This is a genomic window from Gordonibacter urolithinfaciens (assembly GCF_900199375.1).
In the GTDB taxonomy this organism is placed as follows: domain Bacteria; phylum Actinomycetota; class Coriobacteriia; order Coriobacteriales; family Eggerthellaceae; genus Gordonibacter; species Gordonibacter urolithinfaciens.
This window is the reverse complement of sequence record NZ_LT900217.1, coordinates 119,643-145,702: the sequence shown is the minus strand read 5'-3', so window position 1 is coordinate 145,702 and position 26,060 is coordinate 119,643. Positions and strand designations below refer to the sequence as shown.

Sequence of the window (26,060 nt, the reverse complement as noted above, 5' to 3'; positions counted from 1 at the left end):
CGCCTTCCCGGCTCCGGGCGCCGTGCCGCGCGGGGGTTTGCGTTGCGCAACGTGGGAGCGGCAAGCAGCCCGAGCCGCACGCCGGCTACGCCTTCTCGCTCTCGTGGCCGCGCTTGTCGGGCACGAGGAAGATGAACACGAGCGAGCTTGCCAGCAGCAGGAACGGGTAGAACAGGAAGGGCATGATCTGGAACGCGGACACCGCATACCCCAGCTCCGCCGCCGCCGATATGGCCACGAGCATCTGCGCGCCGTAGGGGATGACGCCCTGGAACACGCAGGAGAACGTGTCGAGGATAGACGCCGTCTTGCGCCGCGATATATCGTAGGTCTCGGCCATGTCGGCGGCGATGGGGTTCGCGATGACGATGGCCACGGTGTTGTTGGCCGTTGCGATGTCCATGGCGCCTACCAGCAGGCCCATGCCCAGCTGCCCGCCCTTCTTGCTCTTGAACAGGCTCTTGATGCCGTTCAGAAGCGCGGTGAAGCCGCCGTACTCGCGGATGAGCGCGCAGATGGCGCTCACGAGCACCGCCACCATCGTGGTCTCGAACATGCCGGCCGCGCCCGAGCCCATGCTGGCCAGAAGGTCGGTGGCCGCGGTGGCGCCGGTGGCCACCATGATGAGGGAGCCGGAAAGGATGCCCAGCAAAAGCACGACGAACACGTTCACGCCCACGATGCCGCCCACGAGCACGATAAGGTACGGCACGAGCTGGATCAGGTCGTAGTCATGGCTCACGGTGCCGCTGATGTCCGAGCCGAGCGACAGCGCCAGGATGATGGCGAGCGTCGCCAAGGCGGCCGGCACGGCTATCTTGAAGTTCTCGCGGAACTTGTCCTTCATCTGGCAGCCCTGGCCCTGGCACGCCGCGATGGTGGTGTCGGAGATGAACGACAGGTTGTCGCCGAACATCGCGCCGCCCATGACGCTGGCCACGCACAGCGGCAGGTCGAAGCCCGAGGCCGTCGACACCGCCACGGCTATGGGCGTGATGAGCGTGATGGTGCCCACCGACGTGCCCATGGCCAGCGACACGAAGCAGCTCACCACGAACAGCACCAGCACGGAGAACTCCGCGGGAATGACGGAGAGCATGAGGTAGGCCACGCTCTCGGCGCTGTCGCGGCCCACCGTGCCCACGAAGATGCCGGCCGCCATGAAGATGAGCACCATGGTGACGATGGTCTTGTCGCCTATGCCGCGACCCATGACGACCAGCTTGTCGTCGAAGGGCAGCTTGCGGTTCTGAACGCACGCCACCAGAAGCGCCACCAGGAAGATAACCACGATGGGTATGTTGTAGAAACCCATGGGGATGCCCATCCCGTATTCGAACAACACGCCCAGCCCTAGATACAGCACCAAGAACACCCCGATGGGCAGGAGCGCCTTGACGTTGCCCTTCTCCATGAACTTCCCCTTCCTCCGAACCAGCAACCCGCCTATTGTAGCGCAATGCGGCGTGCGTGCGTCCCCGAGCCCGCTCATCGACGTTTCGCGCCGCCCGCGTGTTTCCGCTTGCCGCGGAACTGGCTCCCTTTACCTGCCCGGTTGGAGCCGCTCGCCCTGGCTTGACCGCCGTTCGCCCTGGTGGGAATAGGCTCATGCACCGTTCGCCGAAAGGCCTGCAAAGGAGCTGCAGTGCGCAGGACGGGCCCGGCGCGCCCCCTATGGTACGATCAGTTCGCCGGGTGACGAGGGCATTTCCCCGGTGTCACCACCGGGATCACGCAGCGGGGCCGGGCGCCCTCCCATGCCCTCAGGCTCCCCGCCCTGCCGCGCGACCCACTGCACGTTCCCATAGGACGAGAAGGAAGGAGAGAGAGGACATGAACCTGTCACGCAGGGGCTTCTTCAAAGCCGCCGGTGCTGCGTTCGCCACGTCCATGGCGTTCGAGCTGTCCTCGAAGTCGGAGGCGTTTGCCGTTGAGACGTCGCCCGATTGGAAGCTCGTGAACACCGAGGAGTACACGAACATCTGCTGTTACTGCTCGGGCGGATGCGGCGTCATCTGCTCGACGCGCGACGGCGAGCTGGTCAACCTCGAAGGCGATCCCGACCACCCCATCAACCAGGGAGGCCTGTGCCCGAAGGGCGCGACGATGTTCCAGCTGCGCAACGTGGTCGATCCCGAGACGCGCGAGATCATCAAGAACACCAACCGCAAGACCAAGCCGATGGTCCGCCGCCCCGGCGCCTCCGAGTGGGAGAACATCACCTGGGACGACGCCGTCGCCGAGATAGCGCAGTGGGTCAAGAAGACCCGCGACGAGACCTTCGAGACCGTGCACGACGGCATCACGGTAAACCGCTGCCACGGCATTGCCAGCCTGGGCGGCAGCCAGCAGAACTCCGAGGAGGAGTACCTCATCAACAAGATGATGAGGTCGTTAGGGGTGATAGCCATCGACAACCAGGCTCGTGTTTGACACAGCCCCACGGTTGCCGGTCTGGCAGCAACATTCGGTCGCGGTTCCATGACGAACCACTATTGCGACATGCAGAACGCCGACGTCATCATGACCATCGGCTCCAACAACGTCGAGAACCATCCCGTGTCGTCGAAGTGGGTGCAGAAGGCCCTCGACCGCGGCGCCACGTGGATCGTGGTCGACCCCCGCTACACGCGCTCGGCCGAGATGGCGGACATCTACTGCCCCATCCGCTCGGGCACCGACATCGCCTTCTACGGCGGCCTGTTCAACTACATCATCGAGCACGACCTGTGGCAGCACGAGTACGTGCTGAACTACACGAACGCCTCCTACCTGCTGGACGAGCAGTACTCCTTCGACGTGAACGAGGGCATCTTCTCCGGCTTCGACGAGGACACGGCCGCCTACGACGCCAAGACCTGGCACTACCAGGTTGAGACGACGAAGACCTGGGACACCTCCGAGGGCGGCGCCTACGCGTGGGCCGCAGCGCCCGGCGTGCCGGAGTTCACGCCCCCGACGCTCGAGGTGCCCAAGCGCGACATGACGCTTCAGGACCCGATGTGCGTGTTCCAGCAGATGAAAAAGCACTACTCCCGCTACGACCTGGACACCGTGTCCAGCGTGTGCGGCATGGACAAGGACCTGCTGGAGAAGGTGTACGCCACCTACGCCTCCACGGGCGCTCCCGACAAGTCCGGCACGATCCTCTACGCCCTCGGGCAGACGCAGCACACCTACGGCGCGCAGAACTGCCGTTCCATGGGCATCCTGCAGCTGCTGCTGGGCAACGTGGGCGTGGCCGGCGGCGGCGTGAACGCGCTGCGCGGCGAGCCCAACGTCCAGGGCGCCACCGACATGGGCATGCTCGTGGCGAACCAGCCCGGCTACCTGAACTGGCCCACCGAATACGGCACGCCGTCTTTGCGCAAATGGTGCGAGAAGGAGACCTACTCCGATGGCTACTACACCAACAAGCCCAAGTTCGTCGTCTCCGCGCTCAAGGAGTGGTTCGGCGACGCGGCCACGGTGGACAACGACTACGGCTACGACTGGTGGCCGAAGGTGCCGAAGAGCCCCGACTACTCCATCATCGGCTCGTTCGAGCTCATGAGCCAGGGCGTCATCAAGGGCTACTTCAACTGGGGCATGAACCCCTGCCACTCCGCGCCGAACGCGAGCAACGTGCGCCGCGCCATGGCGAACCTCGACTGGCTCGTGGTGGCCGACTGGGTGGAGACGGAGTCCGCCACCTTCTGGAAGGCCCCCGACATGAACCCGGCCGATATCGACACCACGGTGTACTTCCTGCCGGCCGCGCTCATCTACGAGAAGCCCGGCATCATCCTGAACTCCGGCCGCTGGCTGCAGTGGCGCTACCAGGCCGTCGAGCCGTGGGACGAGGCCAAGCCCGACTACGAGATCTGCGACGTGCTGTGGACGGCCATCGTCGACCTCTACAAGAAGGAGGGCGGCGTCGCGGCGGAGCCCATCGTGAACACGAAGTGGGACTACTACGTGGACGGCAAGATCGACCCGCGTCCCGTGGCCTGGGCCCTCAACGGCTACGTGTACGACGGCACCGAGTGCAACACCACCTCGGCGGCCCCGAAGACCGAGCTGCTCTCCACCTTCGCGAACCTCAAGGCCGACGGCTCCACGGCCTGCGGCATGTGGATCTACACCGGCTTCTGGGCCAACAACGAGGCACCTCTCGATCCGGCCGAGCAGGCCATCGGCAGCCGTGTGGCCGACGACCCGACCGGCCTCGGCCTGCATCCGAAGTGGTCGTTCGCCTGGCCGCTCAACCGCCGCATCATCTACAACCGCGCCTCGGCCGACCTGAACGGCAAGCCGTGGAACCCCGAGCGCACGCTCGTGGAGTGGACGGGCGAGAAGTGGGTGCAGAACGACGTGGGCGACTTCGTGGCCGTGTCCAACGGCAAGCCCGTGCCCCCCAACGACAAGGCGTTCATGATGCTCTGGGAGCAGAACGCGCGCCTGGAGAGCTACAGCATGGGAGACGGGCCCCTGCCCGAGCACTACGAGCCCTTCGAGAGCCCGGCGGACAACCAGATGAACGGCCGGCAGAACTCGCCGTGCGTCCGCTTCGCCGAGTTCGAGTCGGTCAAGCGCGGCGACCGCTCCGAGTTCCCCATCGCGGTGACCACGTACTCCGTCACCGAGCACTGGCAGACCGGCGGGCAGACCCGCACGTGCCCGGCCCTCAACGAGGCCATGCCCGAGCAGTTCGTGGAGATGTCGCTGGAGCTGGCCGAGGAGAAGGGCATCAAGAACGGCGAGAAGGTCCGCGTGCGCAACAACCGCGGCTCCGTCGAGGTGATGGCCCTTGTCACGCCGCGCTTCAAGCCGTTCACGGTTAACGGCGAGACCGTGCACCAGGTGGGCATGACGCACCACTTCGGCTGGGCGGGCGAGTACGCCACCGGCGACATCGTGAACGACCTGCCGCCGAACGTGGGCGACCCGAACTGCTGGGTGCCCGAGTACAAGGCGTTCCTCGTCGACATCGAGAAGATCTAGGGAGGTGTTGAATGATGAGTGACAAAGCCATACTGTTCGACACCTCGCGCTGCAGCGCATGCCGCGGCTGCCAGGTGGCCTGCAAATGCTGGAACGACCTGCCGTCGACGCTCGAGAAGAACGGCAACCCGTCCACCGGCTCGTACCAGAGCCCGATGGACCTGAACGGCACCACCCGCATCCTGATCTCCTTCAACGAGGAGGCAGGTGGCGACAAGGGCGTGAAGTGGGCCTTCGGGCGCCGCTCGTGCCAGCACTGCACCGACGCCGCGTGCGCCACCATCTGCCCGGCCGGAGCCATTGCCAAGCACGAGGCCACGGGCCTGGTGACGGTGGACGAGTCCAAGTGCATCGGCTGCCAGTACTGCTCCACGGCGTGCCCGTTCGACGTCCCCCGCTACCAGGAGGGCCTGCGCACGACCGTCAACAAGTGCACGGGCTGCGTCGACCGCATCGAGCAGGGCAGGGAGCCCGCCTGCGTCACCACGTGCCAGCCGGACGCACTCGTGTTCGGCGATCGCGACGAGATGATAGCGCTGGCGCACGAGCGCGCCGACTTCCTCAAGGCCCGCGGCTACGAGGACGCGGTGGTCTACGGCGAGGACGAGATGGGCGGCCTGCATGTCATCCAGGTGCTGAAGTACGGCGTGGCCGCACATGGCCAGGTGGAGAACCCGCAGGCTAACCCGGTGGTGGGCCTCACGCAGATCATGAAGCCGATCACGGGCGCCGTCACGGGGCTCACCGTGGCGGGCCTCGCCGCCATGTTCGCGCTCGGCGTCGGCTACAAGCGCGACAAGCTGGCGTACAACCCCGAGACGGAGGACACGATCTCCGTCGACACCGGCCAGGTCGTCAAGCATGGCGACGGCCAGGACGAGGAGACGGTGATGGAGCACATTACCGAGAACCTCCCGGGCAAGAAGGGAGGCAACTGATGAGCAAGGGACCCGTTATGGTTTCCGCCGAGGAAACCGCCAAGAACAAGGCGTTCTTGGAGCAGATGGCGGCAAGCGGCGCGGAACGCTACATCCGCCGCCACTCCAAGCAGGCGCGCTGGACGCACGGCATCACCATCATCGCGTGCATCCTGCTGTGCATCTCGGGCTTGTTCGTGTTCGTTCCGGCCTTGGCGGCCGCGGCGGGGGCGGACACGGTGTTCGCCATCCGCATGTCGCACCGCGTGATCGGCGTCATCTTCGTGATCGTGCCCCTGATCAGCGCCATCATGGCGCCCAAGGGTGTGAAGCACATCTTCAAGAACCTGTTCGACCGGTGGGATTCGGACGACAAGAAGTGGATGATGCTGTTCTTCCCCTACCTGTTCATGGCCAAGTGGATCCACATGCCCGACCAGCGCGAGGTCAAGAGCGGCCAGCGCTTCGCCGACGGCATGCTGTGGTTCGCGGGCGCGCTCATGGGCATCACGGGCGTCATCCTGCTTTTGGGCACGACCCTCTTTGACTTCGGGTCGGGCGTGCACGGCTTGACGCTGTTCCTGCACGACATCGGCTTTCTGCTGATCGCGGTGTTCGGGCTGGCGCACATTTTCCTGGGTGCGGGCATCTTCCAGCCGTACCGGGGAACGTACAAGCTCATGTTCGGCGACGGCATGGTCTCCGAGTCCGACGCCCTGTACCACTGGGGCCACTGGGCTCGCAAGGAAATCGCTTCCGGCGAGAACGTGATAGAGAAGAAGGCTTAAGGGAGCCGCTTTTGCGGGGCTGCCGGGGCGGATCGTGCCCCGGCTGCTCCGCTGGCCGTTCGCAGGGGCGCTCGGGGGAGAGCCCCTGCGAACGGCCAGCGCCAAGGGCGCGCCGAGGAAAGGCCGGGCACGGGCGGAGGAAGCGACGCCGACGGCCCGGACGGTACGGATCGACGCAACTGACTGACAAGGATACGGCATGAATTTGAAAGCGATCGACGCGGCTTTGGCCGCTTACCGCGAGAAGCTCGACGAGGGCGAGATGGCGCGCCTCGCGTTCTTCCGCAAGCTGTGGGGCGCCCTGGACGAGGCGGCGGCCGACGCGCCCGCCGCGGAGGGCTGGGACGCGCCGTGCGCGGAGGACCTGCGCACCTGGTTCGCGGCGGGCGAGCCGGTGCTCGCGCACGCGCCGGCAACGGTGGGGGCCGCCCCGTTCGCCGTAGCGCTCGGGCGCGCGGCTGCCTGCGCGGCCGAGCACGGCGGCTTCGCCGCGGGCACGGCCGAGGCGCTCGGCCGCACGAGGTGGGACCGCATCGTTGCCGCGAGCCCGCTCGGGCTGGCCGGCAGCGACCCGGCAGCCTATCTGGATGCCCTGGCCGAGCTGCTGGCAGACGACGGCATGACCGAGGACCAGGCACGCACGGCCGCGCTGGTGGCGGCGCTTGCGCTGCGCTCGCAGCTGGAGGAGCCTGCCCGTGCGGCGGCTCGCGCGCTCGGGCAGGCGGGCTGCGACGCGCCGCACCCCCTTGCGTGCCCGGTGTGCGGCGGCGCCCCGGCCGCGGGTCGCGTGGGCGGCGAGAACTCGACGCAAGGGCGCGGCAAGACGCTCTGGTGCGCGCAGTGCGGCACGTCGTGGGAGATCGAGCGCGTGCGCTGCGCCCGCTGCGGCACGCAGAACCAGGCGCACCTGCACTACTACAACGTGGAGGGCGACGACGCCCACCGCATCGCCACCTGCGACGAGTGCGGCGGCTACCTGCGCACCGTCTACGCGGACGACGCGCTCGCGCCGTTCTCGTTCGAGGTGGAGGACGTGGTCATGGCCCGGCTCGACGCCATCGCGGCCGAGCGGGGCTAGAGAAGGGAAGGGGGGCGCATGGCCGTCATCGAGTACCGCCCGTCCGCGCCGCGCACGACGGCCGAGCGGCCCATCCGCATATTCTTGAACGACGCGCCCGTGGCGGTGAGCCAGGGCAGCCCGTACGACCTGGCCGAGCTGGCCGTGGGCTACCTCCTGTCCGAGGGCCTCATCGCCGACCGCGAGCGCTTCGTGGAGGTGACGGCCGACCCCGAGGCGGCGGCCGTGTACGTGGCCAGCGGCGAGCGCGCCGCGGAGGGCTACGTGCCGCTGCACCGCGTGACCTCGGCCGGCTGCGCCCGCTCGGCGCTCCTGGCCGACGGCGGGGGCGTGCCGAGCCCCCGGCGCCTGGAGACCGCCGCGCGCTTCGACGCCGATGCCCTGCTCGCCCAGATGGACGAGCTCTGCGAGCGCAGCCCGCGACGCAACACCGGCGAGTGTGTTCACGGCTGCGGCCTGGGCGACGGCCGCACGGGGGGCCTTCTGCTCGTGCGCGAGGACATCGGGCGGCACAACGCCATGGACAAGCTCATCGGCCAGGCGTGGCTCGACCGCGTGCCGTTGGACGACAAGGCCCTGTTCATCACGGGACGCATCAGCTGCGAGATGGCCCTCAAGGCCCACCGCGCCGGCTGCCCCGTGCTCGTGAGCCGCAAGTCCGCCACCGACGAGGCGGCCCGGCGTGCCGAGGAGCTGGGCGTGACGCTGGTATCCCACTGCCGCGACGGCCGCCTGCGCGTCCTGTCCTGCCCCGACCGCATCGCGGGCTAGGCTTCGGCGGACGGGGCGCCCGGCAACGCTTGCGTGCCGGATCGCCTGCGGCCGCGCGCAAGGCTCGCAGGGCGCGGCCCGGCGTTGTACAATGGCGGAAAAGCGCCCGCCAGCCTCCCGAGCCGGACGTGCCGTGCGGCGGGCCGAGCCTGCAAGGTTAGGAGCCGCCCATGAGCATCGTCGCCGCCTACGTCGTACCGCATCCCCCGCTCATCGTGCCGGCGGTGGGGCACGGCCAGGAGCGCGCCATCCAGGCCACCGTCGACGCTTACGAGGAGGTGGCCCGCCGCATCGCCGCTCATGCGCCCGACACCATCGTCGTGGTCTCGCCGCATGCGCCGCTCTACTACGACTGCTTCCATATCTCCACCGGCGACGCCGCCCACGGCGACATGGGGCGGTTCGACGCGTGGGAGGCCGCCATGAACGTGCCGTACGACCCCTCCTTCGCCGCAGCGGTATCGGCCTGCGCCCGCGCCCGCGGCGTGCCCATCTGCGGCAGCGGCATGCGCGACGGCGAGCTCGACCACGCCACGTTCGTGCCGCTCCACTTCGTGAACGAGCGCTATGCCGGCTACCGCCTGGTGCGCGTGGGACTCTCGGGCCTGACCCCCGCCGATCACCGCGAGGTCGGGCGCTGCGTTGCCGAGGCGGCTTGCGACTTGGACCGCGCCTGCGTGCTCGTGGCCTCGGGCGACCTGTCCCACAAGCTGAAGGAGGACGGCCCCTACGGCTTTGCGCCCGAAGGCCCCGTGTTCGACCGCACGGTCACGGGCCTCTTCGACGAGGGCGACCTCGAGGGGCTCTTCTCGATCGATGCGGCGTTCCGCGAGGCGGCGGCCGAGTGCGGCCTTGGCTCGTTCCAGATCATGGCCGGCGCGCTGGACGGCGTGCCGGTTACCCACGAGCTGCTGAGCTACGAGGGGCCGTTCGGCGTTGGCTACGCCGTGGCCGCCTTCGAGGTGCAGGGGCCGAAGGGCGACGGAGCGGTTGCCGCGGGCGTGGACGCGGAAGCCGACGCGCGCGGGGCCGAGGACGCGGCGGCCGCTGAGCAGGACGGGGCCGACCCGTTCGTCGCGCTCGCGCGCGCCGCGGTGGAGGGCTTCGTGCGCACGGGAAGGCCCCTCGCGCGCCCCGACGGACTGCCGCCTGAGTTGGCCGACGCGCGCGCCGGCGTGTTCGTGTCGCTGCACGAGGGCGGCGACCTGCGCGGCTGCATCGGCACCGTCGAGCCCGTCACCGGCTCGATCGCCGACGAGATCATCCGCAACGGCGCGGCGGCCGCGAGCGAGGACCCGCGCTTCCCGCCGGTGGGCGCCGGCGAGCTCGACGCGCTGTCGTACTCGGTGGACGTGCTGTTCCCGCCGGAGCCCGTGGACTCGGAGGCCGCGCTCGACCCGGCGCGCTACGGCGTCATCGTGACGCTCGGGCGCCGGCGCGGCCTTTTGCTGCCGAACCTGGAGGGCGTGGACACGGCGGCCCAGCAGGTTGCCATCGCCCGCGCGAAGGCGGGCATCGCGCCCGACGAGGGCGGTGTGCGGCTCGAGCGCTTCGAGGTCGTGCGCCACGACCGCGGCGGGGAGGCCCGCCGTGGCTGAGCCGGGAGCAGCTAAGTCGGGGACCGTGCCCGAGGGGTGCGCCGGCGCGCCCCGGTCCTCCGCCGAGGATGCGCCGCACGGCGGCCGGGCCGTCTGCGGCGTGTGCCCGCACGCCTGCGCGCCCGCCGAGGGCCGGCAGGGCCTCTGCCGCGCCCGCGTCGCCCGCGGCGAGCAGGTGGTCTGCGAGAGCTACGGCCGCGTGACGTCGCTTGCGCTGGACCCCGTGGAGAAGAAGCCGCTCGCGCGCTGGCACCCCGGCTCGCTCGTGCTGTCGGCAGGCTCCTACGGCTGCAACCTGCGCTGCCCGTTCTGCCAGAACGCCTCCATCGCCTGCGCCGGGCCGGACGACGTGCCGTGGCGCCCGATGGCGCCCGCCGAGCTGGCGGACCTCGCTCTGGAGGCGCGGGACCGCGGCTGCGTGGGCGTGGCCTACACCTACAACGAGCCGCTCGTGGGCATCGAGTTCGTCGCCGACACCGCGCGCCTCGTGCGCGGGCGGGGGATGGCGAACGTGCTCGTGAGCAACGGCATGGTGAACGCGGGCCCGCTCGCCGGGCTCGTGCCGCTCCTGGATGCCGCCAACATCGACCTCAAGGGGTTCTCGCAGGAATTCTACGACGTGGCGGGCGGCGACTTCGAGGCCGTGAGGCGCACCATCGCCGCGCTGGCCGCGGCACCCGGCTGCCACCTGGAGGTGACGACGCTCGTCGTCCCCGGCCTGAACGACGACGAGGCGACCATCGACGCGGCCGCCGCCTGGCTCGCCTCGCTCGACCCCGCCATCCCGTACCATCTCACGCGCTTCTTCCCCTGCCACCGCCTGACCGACCGCCCGCCCACGCCCGCGGCCGACCTGCGCCGCCTGGCCGACGTTGCCCGGCGCCACCTGGACGACGTGCTGCTGGGCAACTGCTGAGCGCCCTCCCTCCGTTCCCGCGGTTCCGCTATACTGGCTCCTAACCCGCGAACCGAGGAGAGCCATGCTGCGCTATTTCAAGAAGTACGTCTGGGCCGCCTACGCGCTGTCGGTGCTGATACCCGCGGCATCGCTCGCCGCCTTCTCCCTGGTGATGGGCGGCAACGTGGTCAAGACGCTGCCGGGGCTGTTCTCGTCGCTCATGCTGTTCTTCGCGTGCCTGTACGTCATGCCGCGCCTCATGGGGCAGCTGGCCGACCGCAAGGCCGAGCAGCTCGTCTCGCTCTACAACGACGGATGCGACCCGGACGCCTTCCGCGCCCAGGCCGCCGCGCCCGCCCGCGCCATCGGGGAGCCGTACACGGAGGCGGGCTCGTGGTTCCTGTCGTTCTACGCGCTGGCGCTTGCCGATGGCGGCCAGGTCGAGGAGGCGGCGCGCATCGGCGAGGGCCTGCGCGCGAGCGCCGCGCAGGCGCAGGATGAGCGCGAGCGTGCGGCGCTGCTCGTGAACATGGAGCCGGTCGTGCAGAGGCTGTTGGGCGCCCGACCGGCGCTCGGGGCCGTGGAGGAGGCCGAGCGCCTGCTGGAGGGTGACTCGTCCGCCGAGACCGCCCAGCGCCGTAACTTCCTTGCCTGGGAGCGCGGCGTACTGGAAGCCCGCCTGTCCGGCGACGACGGCGTGCTGGCCCCGAAGCTCGCGCACGTGAGGGAGACCGAAGGCTATCCGCTGCGCATGCGCGTGCTGGCCGCTGCGGACGAGGCGGCCGTCCGCCGGCGCCAGGGCGACGGGGCGCGCGAGCGGGAGTGCCTTCGTTTCGTCGTCGAGAACGGCAATCGCCTGCCCGCCGTGCCCGAAGCCCGCGCACGCCTCGCGGAGCTCGGCAAGTGACCACCGTGCGGCGCACGGTCGGATAGCCACGTAAAGCCGTCCGGAATTGCGGCGAGCCCTACGGCGAGGTGCTGCCCGGGCGTTTCGTGCCGTGGCTCGAGCAGGACCCATGCTTCTACGACCTGGGCAATTGGATAATGGAGCAAGCGCTGGCAGACGGCGTGCTCATGGTACGCCGGCATCCCGGCCTGCGTCTCAACGTGAACGGGCTGAGCTGCCGGCGGCGCGCGCCGCCGACCCTGCCGCGGCCGCGCTTCGGCCGGGCGATCCCGCTGCACTGCTCTGCGTTCCTGCCAGCGCCGTGTCCTGCGTTCCAGCTACGCGATCCGTAGGCTCTCCCGTTCGCTTCCTGCGCCTCCGCGCCCTGCACTTTCGCCTGCTGCGCCTTTGCCGGGCAGATGCCTCCCCGCCCTTTTCGCGGTGCAGTGCCCCGGTTTCGCCCGGCTCGTTGACGGCGGTGGCCGGCGGCGTCTAGGATAGGTCGGATCGTGTCCGATACGCGCCCGTCCGCGGCGTGTCGAGTGGGAGGATGTTCGGTGGAGAAGCGCCCAGCGCGGCCACGGGCCGCCGTTGTCCTGGCCGTCTTGCTCGTCGTGCTGCTGGGGGCCGCGGCATCCGGTTTCGGCTTCCTGGTGTGGCAGCAGCGGCAGATAGACCGCGCCGTGGCGGAGGTCGCCCAGACGCCGCTGCCCGCCGTGGAACCCACGGTGGAGGCGCAGGAGGCCGGACCGCAGAACCCCATCGACTTCGCCGCCCTAAAGGCGGAGAATCCCGACCTGTACGCGTGGATCTACGTGCCGAACACGAACGTCAACCTGCCGGTGGCGCAGCGCGCCGGGGACGACTTCTTCTACCTGGACCACGACTACCGCGGCAACTGCGCCGTAGAGGGCGCTGTGTTCTCTCAGATGGCGAATGCCAAGGACTTTACCGACCCGGTCACGGTGCTCTATGGTCACAACATCGTGAACGATGGCATGTTCGCCACGCTGCATAGCTTCGAAGATCCCGCCTTCTTTGCGGCGAACGAGGCATTCTATGTTTACATTCCCGGGCATATCCTCACGTATCGCGTGGCGGCGGCCTATGAATACGATGACCGCCATATCCTGAATTCATTTGACTTCGCCGATTCGGTGGTGCGCGAGAACTATTTCGCTTCCGTGCTCGCCCCCGACGACCTGCAAGCCAACGTGCGCGAGGGCATCGCTCTTAACGCCGAGAGCAAGCTCGTCCAGCTGAGCACGTGCCGATCGGCCTTCACGAGTGATCCTGTGCGCTACCTCGTTACCGGTGTGCTGACTGACGACCAAACAACTGCGGCTGCATAGGGGTTTTCTGCCAAAACGTCGCTCGCCGTGCTGCTGCTATTGCTGAAACTTTTCCTATTTCGCAGAGGAGAAGTCTGCTTTCGTCTTACGGGTCGATTGGCGTGTGGTTGTGCTTTAGCATGAGGAAGCTGTGGTTCGCACGCGCCTTCTTGTGGGGGCGCGCCAATGAGAGAGGTGTGAGATGAGGAAGAAACTGGCGGCGCTTCTGTGCGCCGGAATGCTCGCGTGCGCGCTCCCTGCGCTCGCATGGGCCGAGGAAGCGGCTGAGCCGACGGCGGATCAGGCGACCGCGCAGGAGACGGGAGCAGCGACCCGCTCGATCGGGCCGTGGCAGGAGAGCGCGTCGAACGAGGACGGCTCGTTCGTCCTCTCTGGCGAGACGAGGGCAGCCTCGTTTGCCATCATCGCTACGAGCGAGACGGCCGACGACGCTCTGGACGGCATGCCCTCGTTCAGGGTCGTTGCCGAGAGCGCGACCAAGAAGATCGATTTCGGCGCGGCGCTTATCGCAGGCGGTAAATACGCTGGTTGCAACAAACTCGAGGTGCACGTGAAGCCGAGCGCGGGCAGCGCCGGCACCGCTAAGACGTTCGAGGTGACGAGGGCCGCCAGCCAGAGCAGCTTCAACTTCACGTCCGAGATGCTCAACCTCGGCGACCAGACGGCCGATGCCTTCTACAACGCCGACTTCATCATGACGCTCGTTCCCTCGAAGGTGGATGCGGACGAACCGGCCGTCGACGACCCAGCCGCGCTGCCGTCCGGCACCGACACGGGCGCGACCTCGCCGAAGACCGGCATGGATGCCGGTGCGGTGGCGGGCGCCTCTTTCGGCATGCTGGCCGCCGCCGGAGTCGTGGCCTTCGCGCTGCGCCGCAAACTCGCGTAGAAACGCTTCGAACATCCGGTGTGCCATCTGAACGGCGGCTCGCGCGAGCCGCCGCTCGCGCTGCGACCGGAAATTCGATTATGCACGTTCTCGTAAATTTCTGCATAAAAGGGGTTACATATCGCGGGTAAACCGCATATACTGCGAGCAGTCCTTTAAAAGCGGTACAGAGAGACCGACAAGGTAACAGCCACCAAGCGCTCGCCCGGAAAAGAGCGCGCGGAGTCGAAGCCTTTGTCTGTCGCGGAGGCTTTTTTCTTGCCCGGCGACAGGCGCCTGCGAGGCGGGGGAGCGCGAAGGCGCGAACCGCACGACGGGGTGAGGGTCGCCTGTACCATCCCGAACGGAAGGGGTGGGTGCATGACCGACACCGGCACAGTCAAGACCGTCTGCATGGACGCGGACGAGATCGAGCGGTCGTTGACGCGCATTGCGCATCAGATCCTCGAGGCGAACAAGGGCGCGGACAACATCGCGCTCGTCGGCATCGTGACGCGCGGCGATTTGCTCGCCAAGCGCCTGGCCGAGAAGATCGAGCAGATCGAGGGCACGAAGGTGCCGCTCGGCAAGCTCGACATCAGCTTCTACCGCGACGACTTCGCGACGCATCTCGCTCCCGAGGTGCACTCCACCGACATCTTCTTCGATCTCGACGGCAAGGACATCGTCCTCGTGGACGACGTGCTGTACACGGGCCGCACCATCCGCGCCGCGCTCGACGCGCTCATGGACATCGGCCGCCCGGCCACGGTGCAGCTGGCCGTGCTGGTGGACCGCGGGCACCGTCAGCTGCCCATCCGCGCCGACTTCGTGGGCAAGAACGTGCCGTCGGCGGCGGACGAGAACGTGCGCCTCTTCCTGGAGGAGACGGACGGCAAGTCCGAGGTCGAGATTCTGGAAATCGCACCGGGCTCCCGCGCGGGTTCGGCACCGCTGGGAGGTGAATAGGGCATGGCCTTCAATCACAAGCATCTGATCGATATCACGGAGTACTCCGCCGAGGATATCATGACCGTCCTCGAGACGGCCACGCGCTTCAAGGAAGTCAACGAGCGCCGCATCAAGCAGGTTCCCACGCTCAAGGGAGTCACGGTCGTGAACATGTTCAACGAGCCGTCCACCCGTACGCGCTCCTCGTTCGAGATCGCCGAGAAGCGCCTCTCCGCCAACAGCCTGAACTTCGGCGGCAGCTCCACCTCCACGGTGAAGGGCGAGAGCCTCGTCGACACGGTGGAGACGCTGTGCGCCTACAAGATCGACATGATCATCGTCCGCGACAAGCACGCGGGCGTGCCCCGCAAGATCGCCGACGTCTCCGGCGCGCACGTCATCGACGCGGGCGACGGCAAGCACCAGCACCCGACGCAGGCGCTGTTGGACCTGTACTCCATCTGGGAGGTCAAGGGCGACCTGGCCGGCCTCAAGGTGGGCGTCGTGGGCGACATCGGCCACTCCCGCGTGTGCGGCTCGCTCATCCCCGCGCTCAAGATCATGGGCTGCGAGGTGACGGTGGTTGCCCCGCCGACGCTGCTGCCGGCGCGTCCCGACATCCTCGGCGCCGACCACGTCACCACGAAGCTCGACGAGGTGCTGCCCGACCTCGACGTGGTGTACATGCTGCGCATCCAGCGCGAGCGCCTCGAAGGCGCGCCGTACCCGTCGCTGCGCGAGTACAACATGCTGTACGGCCTCACGAAGGAGCGCGAGCCCCTCATGAAGCCCGACGCCCTCATCTGCCATCCCGGCCCCATCAACCGCGGCGTCGAGCTGGACAGCTACATGGCCGACCATCCGAAGCGCTCGGTCATTCTCGATCAAGTCTACGCCGGCATTCTCACGCGCATGGCGGAAATGTATCTTCTTCTGGGAGGGAGCGAAGATGGCCTTACTGCTTAAGAACGCCCACGTGATCGACCCGCAGGTCGGTCTGAACGAAACGGCCGACATCCTCGTGCGCGACGGCAAGATCGTCGAGATCGGCCAGAACCTCGCGATGGAGAAGGGCGTCGAGCGCGACCTGGGCGGCAAGATCGTCATCCCCGGCCTCGTCGACATCCACGTGCACCTGCGCGAGCCCGGCTACGAGACGAAGGAAGACATCGCTTCCGGCACGCGCGCCGCGGCCCACGGCGGCTTCACGGCGGTGTGCTGCATGCCGAACACGAAGCCCGTCATCGACAACGCGGTGGGCGTCGAGTACGTCAAGGTCCGCGCCGCGGCCGTCGGCAAGTGCCGCGTGCACGTGGCCGGCTCCTGCAGCCAAGGCCTCGCGGGCGAGACGCTCTCCGAGATGGGCGACATGGTGGCCCACGGCGCCGTCGCCTTCACCGACGACGGCCGCGGCGTGCAGGGTGCGGGCATGATGCGCCGCGTGATGGACTACGCCGCGCAGTTCGACCGCGTGGTGATGAGCCACTGCCAGGACGAGGACCTCGTCGGCGCCGGCCAAGTGAACGAAGGCGTCGTGTCCACGCGCCTCGGGATGCTGGGCTGGCCGGCGGAGGGCGAGGAGATCCAGATTGCCCGTGACATCGCCATCTGCCGCCTCACGGGCTGCCCGCTGCACGTGCAGCACCTCACCACCGCCCGCGGGCTCGAGCTCGTGCGCGCCGCGAAGGCCGAGGGCCTGCCCGTCACCTGCGAGGTCACGCCGCACCACCTGTTCCTCACCGAGGACGCCATCGGCGACGACTACAACACCTTCCTCAAGGTGAACCCGCCGCTGCGCACGGCCGACGACGCCGCCGCGCTCGTCGAGGGCGTGAAGGACGGCACGGTGGACGCCATCGTCACCGACCACGCGCCGCACAACGACTTCGAGAAGAACGCCGAGTTCGAGCTGGCGCCTTTCGGCATGATCGGCTTGGAGACGTCGCTCGCGCTCGTCATCACGAACCTGGTCGCGCCCGGCATCATCAGCTGGGAGCGCGCCGTCGAGCTCATGGCCGCGAAGCCCCGTGAGATCCTGCGCGTCGAGCGCGTGGCGCTCGAGCCGGGCGCGACGGCCGACCTCACGGTCATCGACCCGGACGCCGCCTGGACGGTGGATGCGGCCGACTTCCTCTCGAAGGCCGTGAACTCGGGCTTCATCGGCGCCGAGCTCACGGGTCGCGCCACCGACGTCTACGTGGGCGGCTACGCCACCCTCGAGGACGGCGCGATCGTCGAGTAACCCGTCTGCAAGCAGCCGAAGGACCGCACCGGGCACGTCCGGTGCGGTCCTTCGCTTTTTCGGGGCTCCGAAGTCACGGTTTTGGCCGCTGTGAAGCCCGGCCGGGACCCTCGAACTGATGCCTGAATGCGCTCTCGAAGAAACCGCAGGTCGAGCGAGGGCTCGTTTCCTGTGGCAGGTGCGCAGTGTCGCGAGATAGCCGTGGAAGGCGTGCGAAAGCTTCACAGCGGCCAAAACGGTGACTCGTGCGTCCGTTTTTCAAGCGGTATGATGAACGCATGATTTCGCGTGGTATGATGAGCGCATCAAAGAGCCAGTGCAGGCGCGCCCCTTATATGGAGGCCGCCCATGCGGAAGCGGCGATGCCCTCGCTTCCCTCACACGCCTGCAAGATCCTCCTCGGAACAGGGCGTTTGGAGGGGGTAGTGCGCCTATGGCGGGCACACGGGTCTATTTCAGCCATCGAACATCGCTCCAGCTGCTGCGGACGTCGAGTCCGACCAAGCGCGCGCCGCTGCAAGGTCCCTCGCGTGCGCTGCCGGACCGTGCGCCGAGCGCGGCCGAGCTTGCCGAGATCGTCGAGCGCCTGGGGGCGGCTCATCACGGCGTCCGCATCGACCAGCCCGTCCATGTTCTCGTGGGCACGGCCGCGCACCGACGCTTGGCGCCCGATTGCCGCGAGCATGTGTGCGCGGCGCCTCTGGCGGGCAGGGAGTTTTGCCGTCTGGCGGAGGGTGCGTTCTCGGCGGGCGCCGCCCTCGCCCTCGTTCAGATCGCTATGGACGAGAAGAGCCCTATCGCCCTGCTCGAGCTGGTGTACGAGGCGTGCGGGACGTACCAGACGCGGCGCACGGGTGTCGAGTCGGCCTACGACGTGCCCCCGCTCGCCTGCGTGGACGACCTGCGCGCCTTCGTCGCGCGCAACCCCTCGCTCGCCGGCGCAGGCAAGCTCGGCCGCGTCCTGCGCTACGCGGCGGACCGCTCTGCCTCGCCGCGCGAGACGAAGCAGGCGCTCGTGCTGGGCCTTCCGTTGCGCCAGGGCGGCGAGGGCCTGGGCATCCCCCGCATGAACTTCGTGGTGCGCGCGAGCCCGGCGGCGCGGGCCATCGCGGGGAGGTCGAGCTTTCGGTGCGACCTGTGCTGGCCGGAGGCCAAGCTCGACGTTGAGTACCAGAGCCGCTTCGCGCATGAGGGCGAGGCGAGTCGCCTGCGGGACTCTCGCAGGACGAATGCCCTCATGGCCATGGGATGGACGGTGGTCGGCGTCACCAACGACGAGCTCGACAGCCTCGCGGCGACCGAGACAATCGCCCGCACGATACGGCGGCATCTCGGCAAACGCTCGCAGTTTCGCATCGACGACCTCCATGCGCGCAAGCTCAAGCTCAGGCGTCAGCTGGGGCTGGGCGTGGGGTGAGGGCTGAAGCAAGCTGCGCAAGCGGCTACGGCGCTGCTCTGGTGCTACGCCTTATCGCCAGCTGTACCGGCGCCCTTGCGGGCGAGGTCGATGAGCTCCTGCTGGGAGTGCACGCCGCATTTGGAGAAGATGCTGCGCACATGCGAGCTCACCGTGTTGATGGACACGGTGAGCTCGTCGCGGATGTATGGACGGCTGCGGCCGGCCAGCAGCAGCGCCGCCACGTCCGTCTCGCGGCTCGTCAGGTCGAAGGTCGCCTGGAGCGTGCGGGCCTCCTGCTCGAACAGGGCGTCCAGGTCGGGCCCGCCGCCTTTCGCGCCCGGCCTGCCCGGGGCGTCCCGCTCGCTGCGGTCGCGGGTGCGGTTGAACACCCACTGCGGGTTGAAGCCCGTGACCATGATGGCGAACGCCACGGCCGTGAGCAGCACCGACGACAACACCATGAGCCCCTTCACGTCAAGCGTCAGCACGGCGTAGAGCCCCGCGATGCAGCCTGCGAAGATGCCGAGCCCCTCCCCGAGCGCGTACACGCCGAACACGGTGAGCGCAGGCGAGCCGGTGCGCCGCAGGTACTTGCACGCGCCGAGCCAGCAGCCGAACTGCACGCCGAACATGCCGAGGAAGTTGATGGCGTAGGCGGCGAGGCGCAGGGTGGGGTTGCCGTAGTCGATGAAGATGGGCACGTAGCTCAGCATGAACAGCGGCAGGCTCCACCGGTAGGCGAGCGATATGTTCAGGTAGCGCGACATACGCAGGCACAGTGCCAGCATGACGAGCGACAGCACGCAGGCGCACGTGAACGGTATGAGGAAGTGGGCGATGCGGTCGCCCATGATCTCCGGCGTGGCCACGACGCGGAAGAACGCCACCTGCACCCACGACACGCATGCGAGCACGCCGAACGACAGCAGCCCGCGGTGCGTGCGCGGCCCCGGCCGCGACGCGGCGGCAGGAGGGCGTCCCTCGCCGCCGTGGCGGCAGGCGAGCCAGAACGAGAGGGCTATCATGGCCAGCAACAGCACGAGGAAGGGGATGGAGCCCCGCTTCGTCAGCAGCAACACGAAGTACAGCGCGAAGGCCACCGTGAACGAGAGGGGTATGGCGAATTCGACGTGCGCCTCGTCATAGGATCCCAGGCGGTCGCTCCACAGCATGGCGAACAGCGCCACGGCGATGCCCGTGAGCGCGCCGCCCGGCACGTGGAATGCCCACACGGCGCCGAAGCGGTCGGTCCAGGCGAGCCAGGTGAGCACGTTGCCGGCCACGGCGCATGCAAGAGCCACGGCCCCGAAGGCGCGCCGCCGCACGAACCGCGCAGGATCGGCCACGAACCTCGCCGCCACGATGCCGCCCAGCCCGCCGAGTCCCTCGAACAGGCCGCTCACCATCCAGATGCGCTCCAGGTTGTAGTTCGTCAGCGTGCCGTCGATGGCGGCATCGTGCGTGGCCAGCCCGCAGCCGAACAGCGTGCAGAACACCCATCCCAGAAAAAGCGCGAAGCCGATGGTCTCGCGCCGGTACAGCGGAAGGTTCCGCCGATAGTACTCTCTCAAACGCCCTCACCTCCCAGCGGCTGATTATAGTATAGGTGCGCTTGCGCCCTGCGTGCAACCTACCGACTGCCACTCCACCTAACTAGAGTATGAACAGGTAAAATGCAAACTTCACCTGGATCAGGTGAGGGGTTTATGCGGGATTGTCCCGCCAAAACGCCTCGATCAGGTGATGAAGCGCGCCGCCCTCCCGCCTAGACTCGAAGGCTGTTGTGTTCGTTCTCTGGCATAAGGAGGAGGAGAGTATGGGAAAGAGCATCGACCGACGCACGTTCGTCGGCGCGATGGGCGCCCTGGGCGCGCTGTCGGTAGCCGGCGCCGCGCTCGGCGGCCAGCCGACCGCGGCCGTCGCGGCCGAGTCGGCGTTCCCGGCGCCGGGCAAGGGCAAGCCCGTCGAGGCGAGCGTCGACCCGAAGACCGGGGACGTGACCGTCAACGAGGACGTGGTCGTGCGCTATTCGGGCTGCGTGGGGTGCTACTGCTCGTGCGGCAACCGCGTGAAGCTCGACCGCGAGACGGGCAGCGTGCTGGGCGTGGGCGGCAACCCCTACAACCCCGCCGACGCGTACCCGTTCCTGGACTTCGAGGCGCCCCTCACCGAGGCGTACCAGTCCTTGAGCTACGCCAACGGCAAGGGCAACCAGCTGCGCGGCACCGTATGCGGCCGCGGCAACGGCACGTTGGACGGCTATACCCAGCCCGACCGCATCACCGTGCCGCTCAAGCGTGCCGGCAAGCGCGGCGAGGGCAAGTGGAAGGCCATCGGCTGGGACCAGCTCATCAAGGAGGTCACGGAGGGCGGCAAGCTGTTCGCCGAGATCGGCGAGGACCGCGAGATCATGGGCTTCAAAGAGCTGCATGACACGAAAACGCCGATGAACCCCGACGAGCCGGGCCTCGGCCCCGTGTCCAACCAGCTGGTTATGCTGGGCAGCCGCTCGGACGGCCGCGGCAACTTCTCCAGCCGCTTCGCCTCGACGTTCGGCACGATCAACGCCTACGGGCACGCCAGCAGTTGAGCGGTCGCCAATTCAGCGAGTTCGCTGGCACAAGCAGGTAAGAACGGCCTCACCCCCGAGCCGGAGGAGGCCGAGTACGCAATCTGGCTGGGCGCCTTCCCAGGCGGCAGCATGATCAACTTCCAGAGCTCCGGCAAGCGCACGCTCAAGAACCTCGCAGCCGGGAAGCTCAAGATCGACGTGCTCGACTGCACGCTCGCCAACGGTTCCGTGACGCCCACCATCCCGGGCATCAACTGGATACCCATCAAACCCGCCACGAACGCCGCGTTCTGCGCCGCGCTCGTGCAGAAGATCATCGCCGACAAGACCTACAACGCCGACGCCATCTCCTTCACCACCCAGAAGGCGGCTGTCGAGGGCGGATACGGCGCCTATACGAACGCCACGTACCTGGTCATCGTCGACGAGAACCATCCGAACTACCGCAAGCTCATGCGCGCGGCCGACGCCGGCATCGATGCGCCCGAGGAGAAGGACAAGGACGGCAAGGCCGTCGAGCAGTACGTGGTCATCGACGCCGCCACCGGGCAGCCGGCGCTGCACTCCGCGTGCAGCAAGGGCACGCTCGAGTACGAGGGCGAGGTGAACGGCGTGAAGGTGCGCACGGGCTTCTCGCTCCTCACGGAGACGGTGAACGAGTACACCATGGACGAGTACGCCGAGATCACCGGCGTGTCCGTGGAGGACCTGGAGCGCATTGCCAAGGAGTACACCTCTCACGGCACCCGCGTGGGCATCTGCCACAAGGGCGGCTCGGCCGCCTCGGTCAACGGCATCGACACGGTCATGGGCGCCGCGGTGCTCCATGCCATCGTGGGTGCGAACCAGATGATCGGCGGCAACGCGCCCAACAGCCCGGCTCCCACCACTGCCGGCAACGGAGCGCGCTACAAGCTGGGCGCCATCGAGGGTAAGCCCGACGTCTCCACGAAGAACGCGTGCTACATCTCGCGCACGGTGAAGGCCTGGGAGAAGACCGACGAGTACAAGAACCGGGTCGCAGCCGGCGAGAAGGACCCCAAGCCGCTCATGCCCTGGTTCGCCAACGGCGCGGCCTCTGACAGCCAAGCGCTGCTCTCCATCGTGAACAAGTATCCCTACCAGGCTAAGATACTCACCTCCTTCATGTGCAACACGATCCAGGCCACGCCGGGCGCCATGCGCGACGAGGTCGTGGAGCGCCTGTGCGACCCCGAGGTGCTGCCGCTGCATATCGTGTGCGACGTGTTCGTAGGCGAGCACGCCCAGTACGCCGACTACATCGTGCCCGACGTCACCCCCTACGAGAGCTTCGGCCTGCCCACTACGGGCACCACGTTCACCGGCTACGGCACCACCGTGCGCTGGCAGGTGAAGGAGCCGGAGAGCATGAAGCTGGACGACGGCCGCCATGCCAGCTGGGAAACCTTCCTGGCCGACGTGGCCGAGGCGTGCGGCCTGCCCGGATGGGGCGAGGGCGCCATCAAGGACGTGGACGGCAAGGCGTGGCCGCTGCGCGACGCCGCCGACTTCTATCTGAAGGCGGTTGCGAACCTGGCCTACGCCGAGGAGCCGGTGGCCGACATCGACGCGCGGGAAGCGCAGCTCCAGGGCCTCGACGAGCTGCCCGACAGCTTCAAGGCAGCCGTATCCGACGAGGAGTGGCCCAAGGTGCAGAACGTGCTGTCGCGCGGCGGGCGCTACTGGCCCATGTCCTACGTGCACGACGCCGACGGCCGTCGCAGCCGCGGGTACAAGGACGAGAACCAGGCATATTTCTACAGCGAGAAACGCGCGACGAACAAGAACTGCTACTCGGGCAAGCAGCTGCCCGGCACGCTGCGCTACAACCCCGAGACGTTCACCGACCTCTCTCCCATGGAGGACCACTTCTCGCGCGAGGAGTACCCGTTCGGCGCCTCGGAGCACAAGCCGCGCTTCCGCTCCATCTCCATGCTGTCGAACAGCCCGGTCATGCGCGACCTGTGCAGCCACAACTACATCGAGCTCAACCGTGAGGACGCGGCCGAGCTGGGCATCAAGGACGGCGACAAGGTGCGCGCCATCACGCCGCTCGGCGACGTGAGCGAGGGCATCGCCATGGTGCGCGCGGGTCAGACGAAAGGCGCGTTCGCGCTGGCGTTCGGCTACGAGCACCAGAACTACGGCGCCCAGGATATCGAGGTGGACGGCCAAACCACCAAGGGCGACCCGGCCATCGCCGCGGGCGTGCGCATCCACCAGATGCTCGATCCCACGGTCACGGGCGTCACCGGCGACGACGTCATCAGCATCATCGCGGAGAACGACGCGGCCTCGCCCGGCCGTTGCGGCGGCATGTTCAAAATCGAGAAGGCATGAAGGGGGTAAGCGATCATGAGTGAGAGAAAGCTTGGCATGCTGATTGACCTATCCCTGTGCATCGGCTGCAACGCGTGCACCGTGGCCTGCAAGCGCGAGAACGACGTGCCCCTGGGCGCGTTCAACACCTGGATCGAGAGCTTCGACGTGGAGCGGCCCGACGGGCGCATCGCCCGGGCGAACGTTCCCAAGCAGTGCAACCACTGCGCCGACGCGCCCTGCGTGCGGGTGTGCCCCACGGGCGCGAGCTACCGCGCTGAGGACGGCACGGTGCAGATCGACCAGGACAAGTGCATAGGGTGCAAGTACTGCATGGCGGCGTGCCCGTACCAGGTGCGCTACCAGGTGGAGTCCGGCGAGGTGCAGAAGTGCACGTTCTGCCACCACCGCACGAGCGTCGGCCTGCTGCCGGCCTGCGTGGGCACGTGCGTGGGCTACGCCCGCACCTTCGGCGACCTGAACGACCCGGAGAGCGACATCGCGAAGCGCCTGGCCGAGGCGGACGGCGGCGACGTCCTGTACGAGGATCTGGGGCTCAACCCCTCGCTGTACTATATCGGACTCAAGGAAACCGAGGCCATGCCGGTCGCGTCCGCCATCCACCGCGGCGGCAACGTCATGAAGCCGTACGAGGGGTGATCGAGATGGTTTGGGATGCATTCATAGCAATTTACCTGTTCCTGGCCGGTTTGGGCGCGGGGGCGTTCGTCTTAGGCGCGCTCACGAACTGGGCGAAGAAGCCGGCGGCGCGCATGAAGAGGATCGCGTTCATCATCGCGCCGGTGGCCGTGGCCGTGGGCACGCTCGTGCTGGTGATCGACGCGAAGGCCGGGTTCGCCAACCCGCTGCGCTTCTTCATGCTGGTGTCCAACCTGAACTCCGTCATGGCCTGGGGCGTCATCATCTTGAGCGTGTTCTTGGCGGTGAGCATCGTCGACTTGGTGCTGCTGCTGGTGAAGAAGCGCACCCCGAAGGCGCTCGACATCGCAGGCATGGTGCTGGCCGTGTGCGTGGCCGCCTACACCGGCGTGCTGCTGGGCGACGCGGGCCTCGCGTTCCCGCTGTGGAACATGGCCGTGCTGCCGGTGCTGTTCGTGGTGTCGGCCGCCTCGACGGGCATCGCCGCGGTGCTGCTGGCCACGCGCATCGCGGCCCCCGAGGAGGCCGGCGCGCTGCCGCTGCTCTCCAAGGCCGGGCTTGTCCTGCCGGTGCTCGAGCTGGTGCTGGTGGCGGTGCTGCTGGGCGTGACGGCCGGCACGTCGGGATCGGGCGCCGCCGCCGGCGCCGCCTCGGTGGCGAGCCTCGTGTCCGGCGCCTACGCCGTGCCGTTCTGGCTCGGGTTCGTGGGAGTGGGCCTGGTGCTGCCGTTCGCGCTGGAGCTCGCGGCGCACCGCGGCGCCCGGGCGCCGAAGGCAGCCGCGGCCGCCGGCGATGCGGCGCCGGGCGCCGGCCCTGACGGCTCCGCCGCCGCGGCGGCGGGCTCGGGCAGGGCGCTCGCCCTCGTGGGCGAGGCCGGCGTTCTCGTGGGCGGCTTCATGCTGCGCTACCTGGTGATTATGGCGGCGCTGGCAGTCGTGTTCGCCTAGCGTATGCTATGCTGGGGGACGGGGGTCTGCGGGCCCTCGTCCCCGCCTGGCTTGCCCGGCGCGGCAGCCGGACGCTCGGGAGGGCGCCCGGCTGCCGCGCCAGACAGACTTGTTTTCCTATTGGAGCAATGGAGGTACTTCCCATGGACGATGCAGCGCCCCTTTCGCCCGAAGAGCTGCAAGGCTTCGCCGTCATCGCCGAGGCCTGCGCCGAGGCGTTCCTGAACGAGCCCTCCGCGCAGATCGTGGACGACGTGGCCCGCGTGGCGCGGGCGCTTGGCGACGGCCGCCTCGACGGCGTCGTTGCCGACGAGGCGCTGCGGCAGCGCTACAGCGAGCGCTTCTTCGTGCCGACGAGCCCGCTCTACGTGCCGCTCTCCGAGTGCAGCGTGCGCGGCGCGGCCGAGGAGGAGGGCCGTGTGCGGTACGCGCCCGTCTCGGGCGCCCAGGCCGACCACGTGCTGAAGTGCTACCGGGCCGTCGGCTTCGACTACCGGGCGCTCGCGGGCTTCGGCCCTGCCGTGGGCAGCCTGCGCCCCGACTCGCTGGCCGCCGAGCTCGCGTTCATGGCGTTTTTGGCTCGCGCGGCCGCCGAAGCGGCGGGGGAGGACCCGGCGGCGTCCGAGCGCGCGTCGGAGCTGCTGCGCCAGTTCGCCCGCGAGCATGCGAACGCGTGGCTGCCGAGGGCCGCCCGCCTGCTGGCTGCCGGCGACGACGACCTCTACGCCCGCACGGCCGCTTTGGCCGCGGATGCGGTGGGGTCGATCGCCGAGTAGGCCGTCCCTCGCGAAAGGATCCCTGCCGGCGGCT

21 protein-coding genes are annotated in these 26,060 nt (G+C 68.3%); 19 read left to right on the top strand and 2 right to left on the bottom strand.

Going from position 1 to position 26,060, the window contains the following annotated elements:
- Positions 1–85: 85 nt before the first annotated feature.
- Positions 86–1,414, bottom strand: coding sequence for a Na+/H+ antiporter NhaC family protein (locus tag BN3560_RS00665; protein ID WP_087189693.1), 1,329 nt, complete (start codon positions 1,412–1,414; stop codon positions 86–88).
- 419 nt (positions 1,415–1,833) lie between these two features.
- On the opposite strand from BN3560_RS00665, the gene BN3560_RS00655 reads away from it, so the two are divergent.
- From BN3560_RS00655 to BN3560_RS00590, 14 genes are all read left to right on the top strand, one after another.
- Positions 1,834–4,983, top strand: a complete 3,150-nt coding sequence (locus BN3560_RS00655) for a molybdopterin-dependent oxidoreductase (RefSeq protein ID WP_147611925.1) — start codon at positions 1,834–1,836, stop codon at positions 4,981–4,983.
- Between the two features lie 11 nt (positions 4,984–4,994).
- Positions 4,995–5,921 (top strand): 4Fe-4S dicluster domain-containing protein, encoded by a 927-nt coding sequence (locus tag BN3560_RS00650; RefSeq protein WP_224768066.1) that lies wholly within the window; start codon positions 4,995–4,997, stop codon positions 5,919–5,921.
- The gene (locus BN3560_RS00645; protein WP_096226588.1) at positions 5,921–6,688 is read left to right on the top strand and encodes a cytochrome b/b6 domain-containing protein; all 768 of its coding nucleotides are present in this window, start codon (positions 5,921–5,923) and stop codon (positions 6,686–6,688) included. The genes BN3560_RS00650 and BN3560_RS00645 overlap by 1 nt, the downstream gene beginning before the upstream one ends.
- Positions 6,689–6,887: 199 nt before the next feature.
- Positions 6,888–7,766, top strand: a complete 879-nt coding sequence (locus tag BN3560_RS00640) for a formate dehydrogenase accessory protein FdhE (RefSeq protein WP_096226587.1) — start codon at positions 6,888–6,890, stop codon at positions 7,764–7,766.
- 18 nt (positions 7,767–7,784) lie between these two features.
- The gene (locus tag BN3560_RS00635; RefSeq protein ID WP_096226586.1) at positions 7,785–8,537 is read left to right on the top strand and encodes a formate dehydrogenase accessory sulfurtransferase FdhD; all 753 of its coding nucleotides are present in this window, start codon (positions 7,785–7,787) and stop codon (positions 8,535–8,537) included.
- Positions 8,538–8,707: 170 nt separating this feature from the next.
- On the top strand, positions 8,708–10,135 hold the full coding sequence (gene amrA, locus BN3560_RS00630; protein ID WP_096226585.1) for an AmmeMemoRadiSam system protein A: 1,428 nt from the start codon (positions 8,708–8,710) through the stop codon (positions 10,133–10,135).
- The gene (gene amrS, locus BN3560_RS00625) at positions 10,128–11,051 is read left to right on the top strand and encodes an AmmeMemoRadiSam system radical SAM enzyme (RefSeq protein WP_227115416.1); all 924 of its coding nucleotides are present in this window, start codon (positions 10,128–10,130) and stop codon (positions 11,049–11,051) included. Before amrA ends, amrS begins: the two co-directional genes overlap by 8 nt.
- Positions 11,052–11,115: 64 nt before the next feature.
- A complete protein-coding gene (locus tag BN3560_RS00620) occupies positions 11,116–11,940 on the top strand; it encodes a hypothetical protein (protein ID WP_096226583.1) in 825 nt (274 codons plus the stop codon).
- Positions 11,941–12,476: 536 nt separating this feature from the next.
- Positions 12,477–13,271 (top strand): class B sortase, encoded by a 795-nt coding sequence (locus BN3560_RS00615; protein WP_096226582.1) that lies wholly within the window; start codon positions 12,477–12,479, stop codon positions 13,269–13,271.
- Positions 13,272–13,452: 181 nt separating this feature from the next.
- Positions 13,453–14,160, top strand: coding sequence for an NPXTG-anchored protein (locus tag BN3560_RS00610; RefSeq protein WP_096226581.1), 708 nt, complete (start codon positions 13,453–13,455; stop codon positions 14,158–14,160).
- 360 nt (positions 14,161–14,520) lie between these two features.
- A complete protein-coding gene (pyrR, locus tag BN3560_RS00605; RefSeq protein ID WP_087189703.1) occupies positions 14,521–15,108 on the top strand; it encodes a bifunctional pyr operon transcriptional regulator/uracil phosphoribosyltransferase PyrR in 588 nt (195 codons plus the stop codon).
- 3 nt (positions 15,109–15,111) lie between these two features.
- Positions 15,112–16,056 (top strand): aspartate carbamoyltransferase catalytic subunit, encoded by a 945-nt coding sequence (locus BN3560_RS00600; RefSeq protein WP_087189704.1) that lies wholly within the window; start codon positions 15,112–15,114, stop codon positions 16,054–16,056.
- A complete protein-coding gene (locus tag BN3560_RS00595) occupies positions 16,040–17,332 on the top strand; it encodes a dihydroorotase (RefSeq protein WP_096226580.1) in 1,293 nt (430 codons plus the stop codon). The genes BN3560_RS00600 and BN3560_RS00595 overlap by 17 nt, the downstream gene beginning before the upstream one ends.
- 433 nt (positions 17,333–17,765) lie before the next feature.
- Entirely contained in the window at positions 17,766–18,749 is a 984-nt protein-coding gene (locus tag BN3560_RS00590) for a PDDEXK family nuclease (RefSeq protein WP_096226579.1), read from the top strand.
- A gap of 44 nt (positions 18,750–18,793) precedes the next feature.
- Here BN3560_RS00590 and BN3560_RS00585 read toward each other — a convergent pair whose 3' ends face one another.
- Positions 18,794–20,302, bottom strand: coding sequence for a response regulator transcription factor (locus BN3560_RS00585; RefSeq protein WP_096226578.1), 1,509 nt, complete (start codon positions 20,300–20,302; stop codon positions 18,794–18,796).
- 245 nt (positions 20,303–20,547) lie between these two features.
- Between BN3560_RS00585 and BN3560_RS00580 the strand changes: the two genes are divergently transcribed.
- The 5 genes from BN3560_RS00580 (at position 20,548) to BN3560_RS00560 (ending at position 26,026) form a co-directional block, all read left to right on the top strand.
- Entirely contained in the window at positions 20,548–21,321 is a 774-nt protein-coding gene (locus BN3560_RS00580) for a molybdopterin-binding domain-containing protein (protein WP_087189707.1), read from the top strand.
- A 111-nt stretch (positions 21,322–21,432) separates the two neighbouring features.
- Entirely contained in the window at positions 21,433–23,664 is a 2,232-nt protein-coding gene (locus BN3560_RS00575; protein WP_096226577.1) for a molybdopterin dinucleotide binding domain-containing protein, read from the top strand.
- Between the two features lie 15 nt (positions 23,665–23,679).
- Positions 23,680–24,303, top strand: coding sequence for a 4Fe-4S dicluster domain-containing protein (locus BN3560_RS00570; RefSeq protein ID WP_087189709.1), 624 nt, complete (start codon positions 23,680–23,682; stop codon positions 24,301–24,303).
- Positions 24,304–24,308: 5 nt separating this feature from the next.
- Positions 24,309–25,250: an NrfD/PsrC family molybdoenzyme membrane anchor subunit gene (gene nrfD, locus BN3560_RS00565; protein WP_096226576.1), complete on the top strand. Its 942-nt coding sequence runs from the start codon at positions 24,309–24,311 to the stop codon at positions 25,248–25,250.
- A gap of 143 nt (positions 25,251–25,393) precedes the next feature.
- Positions 25,394–26,026 carry a molecular chaperone TorD family protein gene (locus BN3560_RS00560; RefSeq protein WP_157780521.1) on the top strand — a complete coding sequence of 211 codons (633 nt, stop codon included), beginning with the start codon at positions 25,394–25,396 and terminating at the stop codon, positions 26,024–26,026.
- The last annotated feature ends 34 nt before the right edge of the window (positions 26,027–26,060 follow it).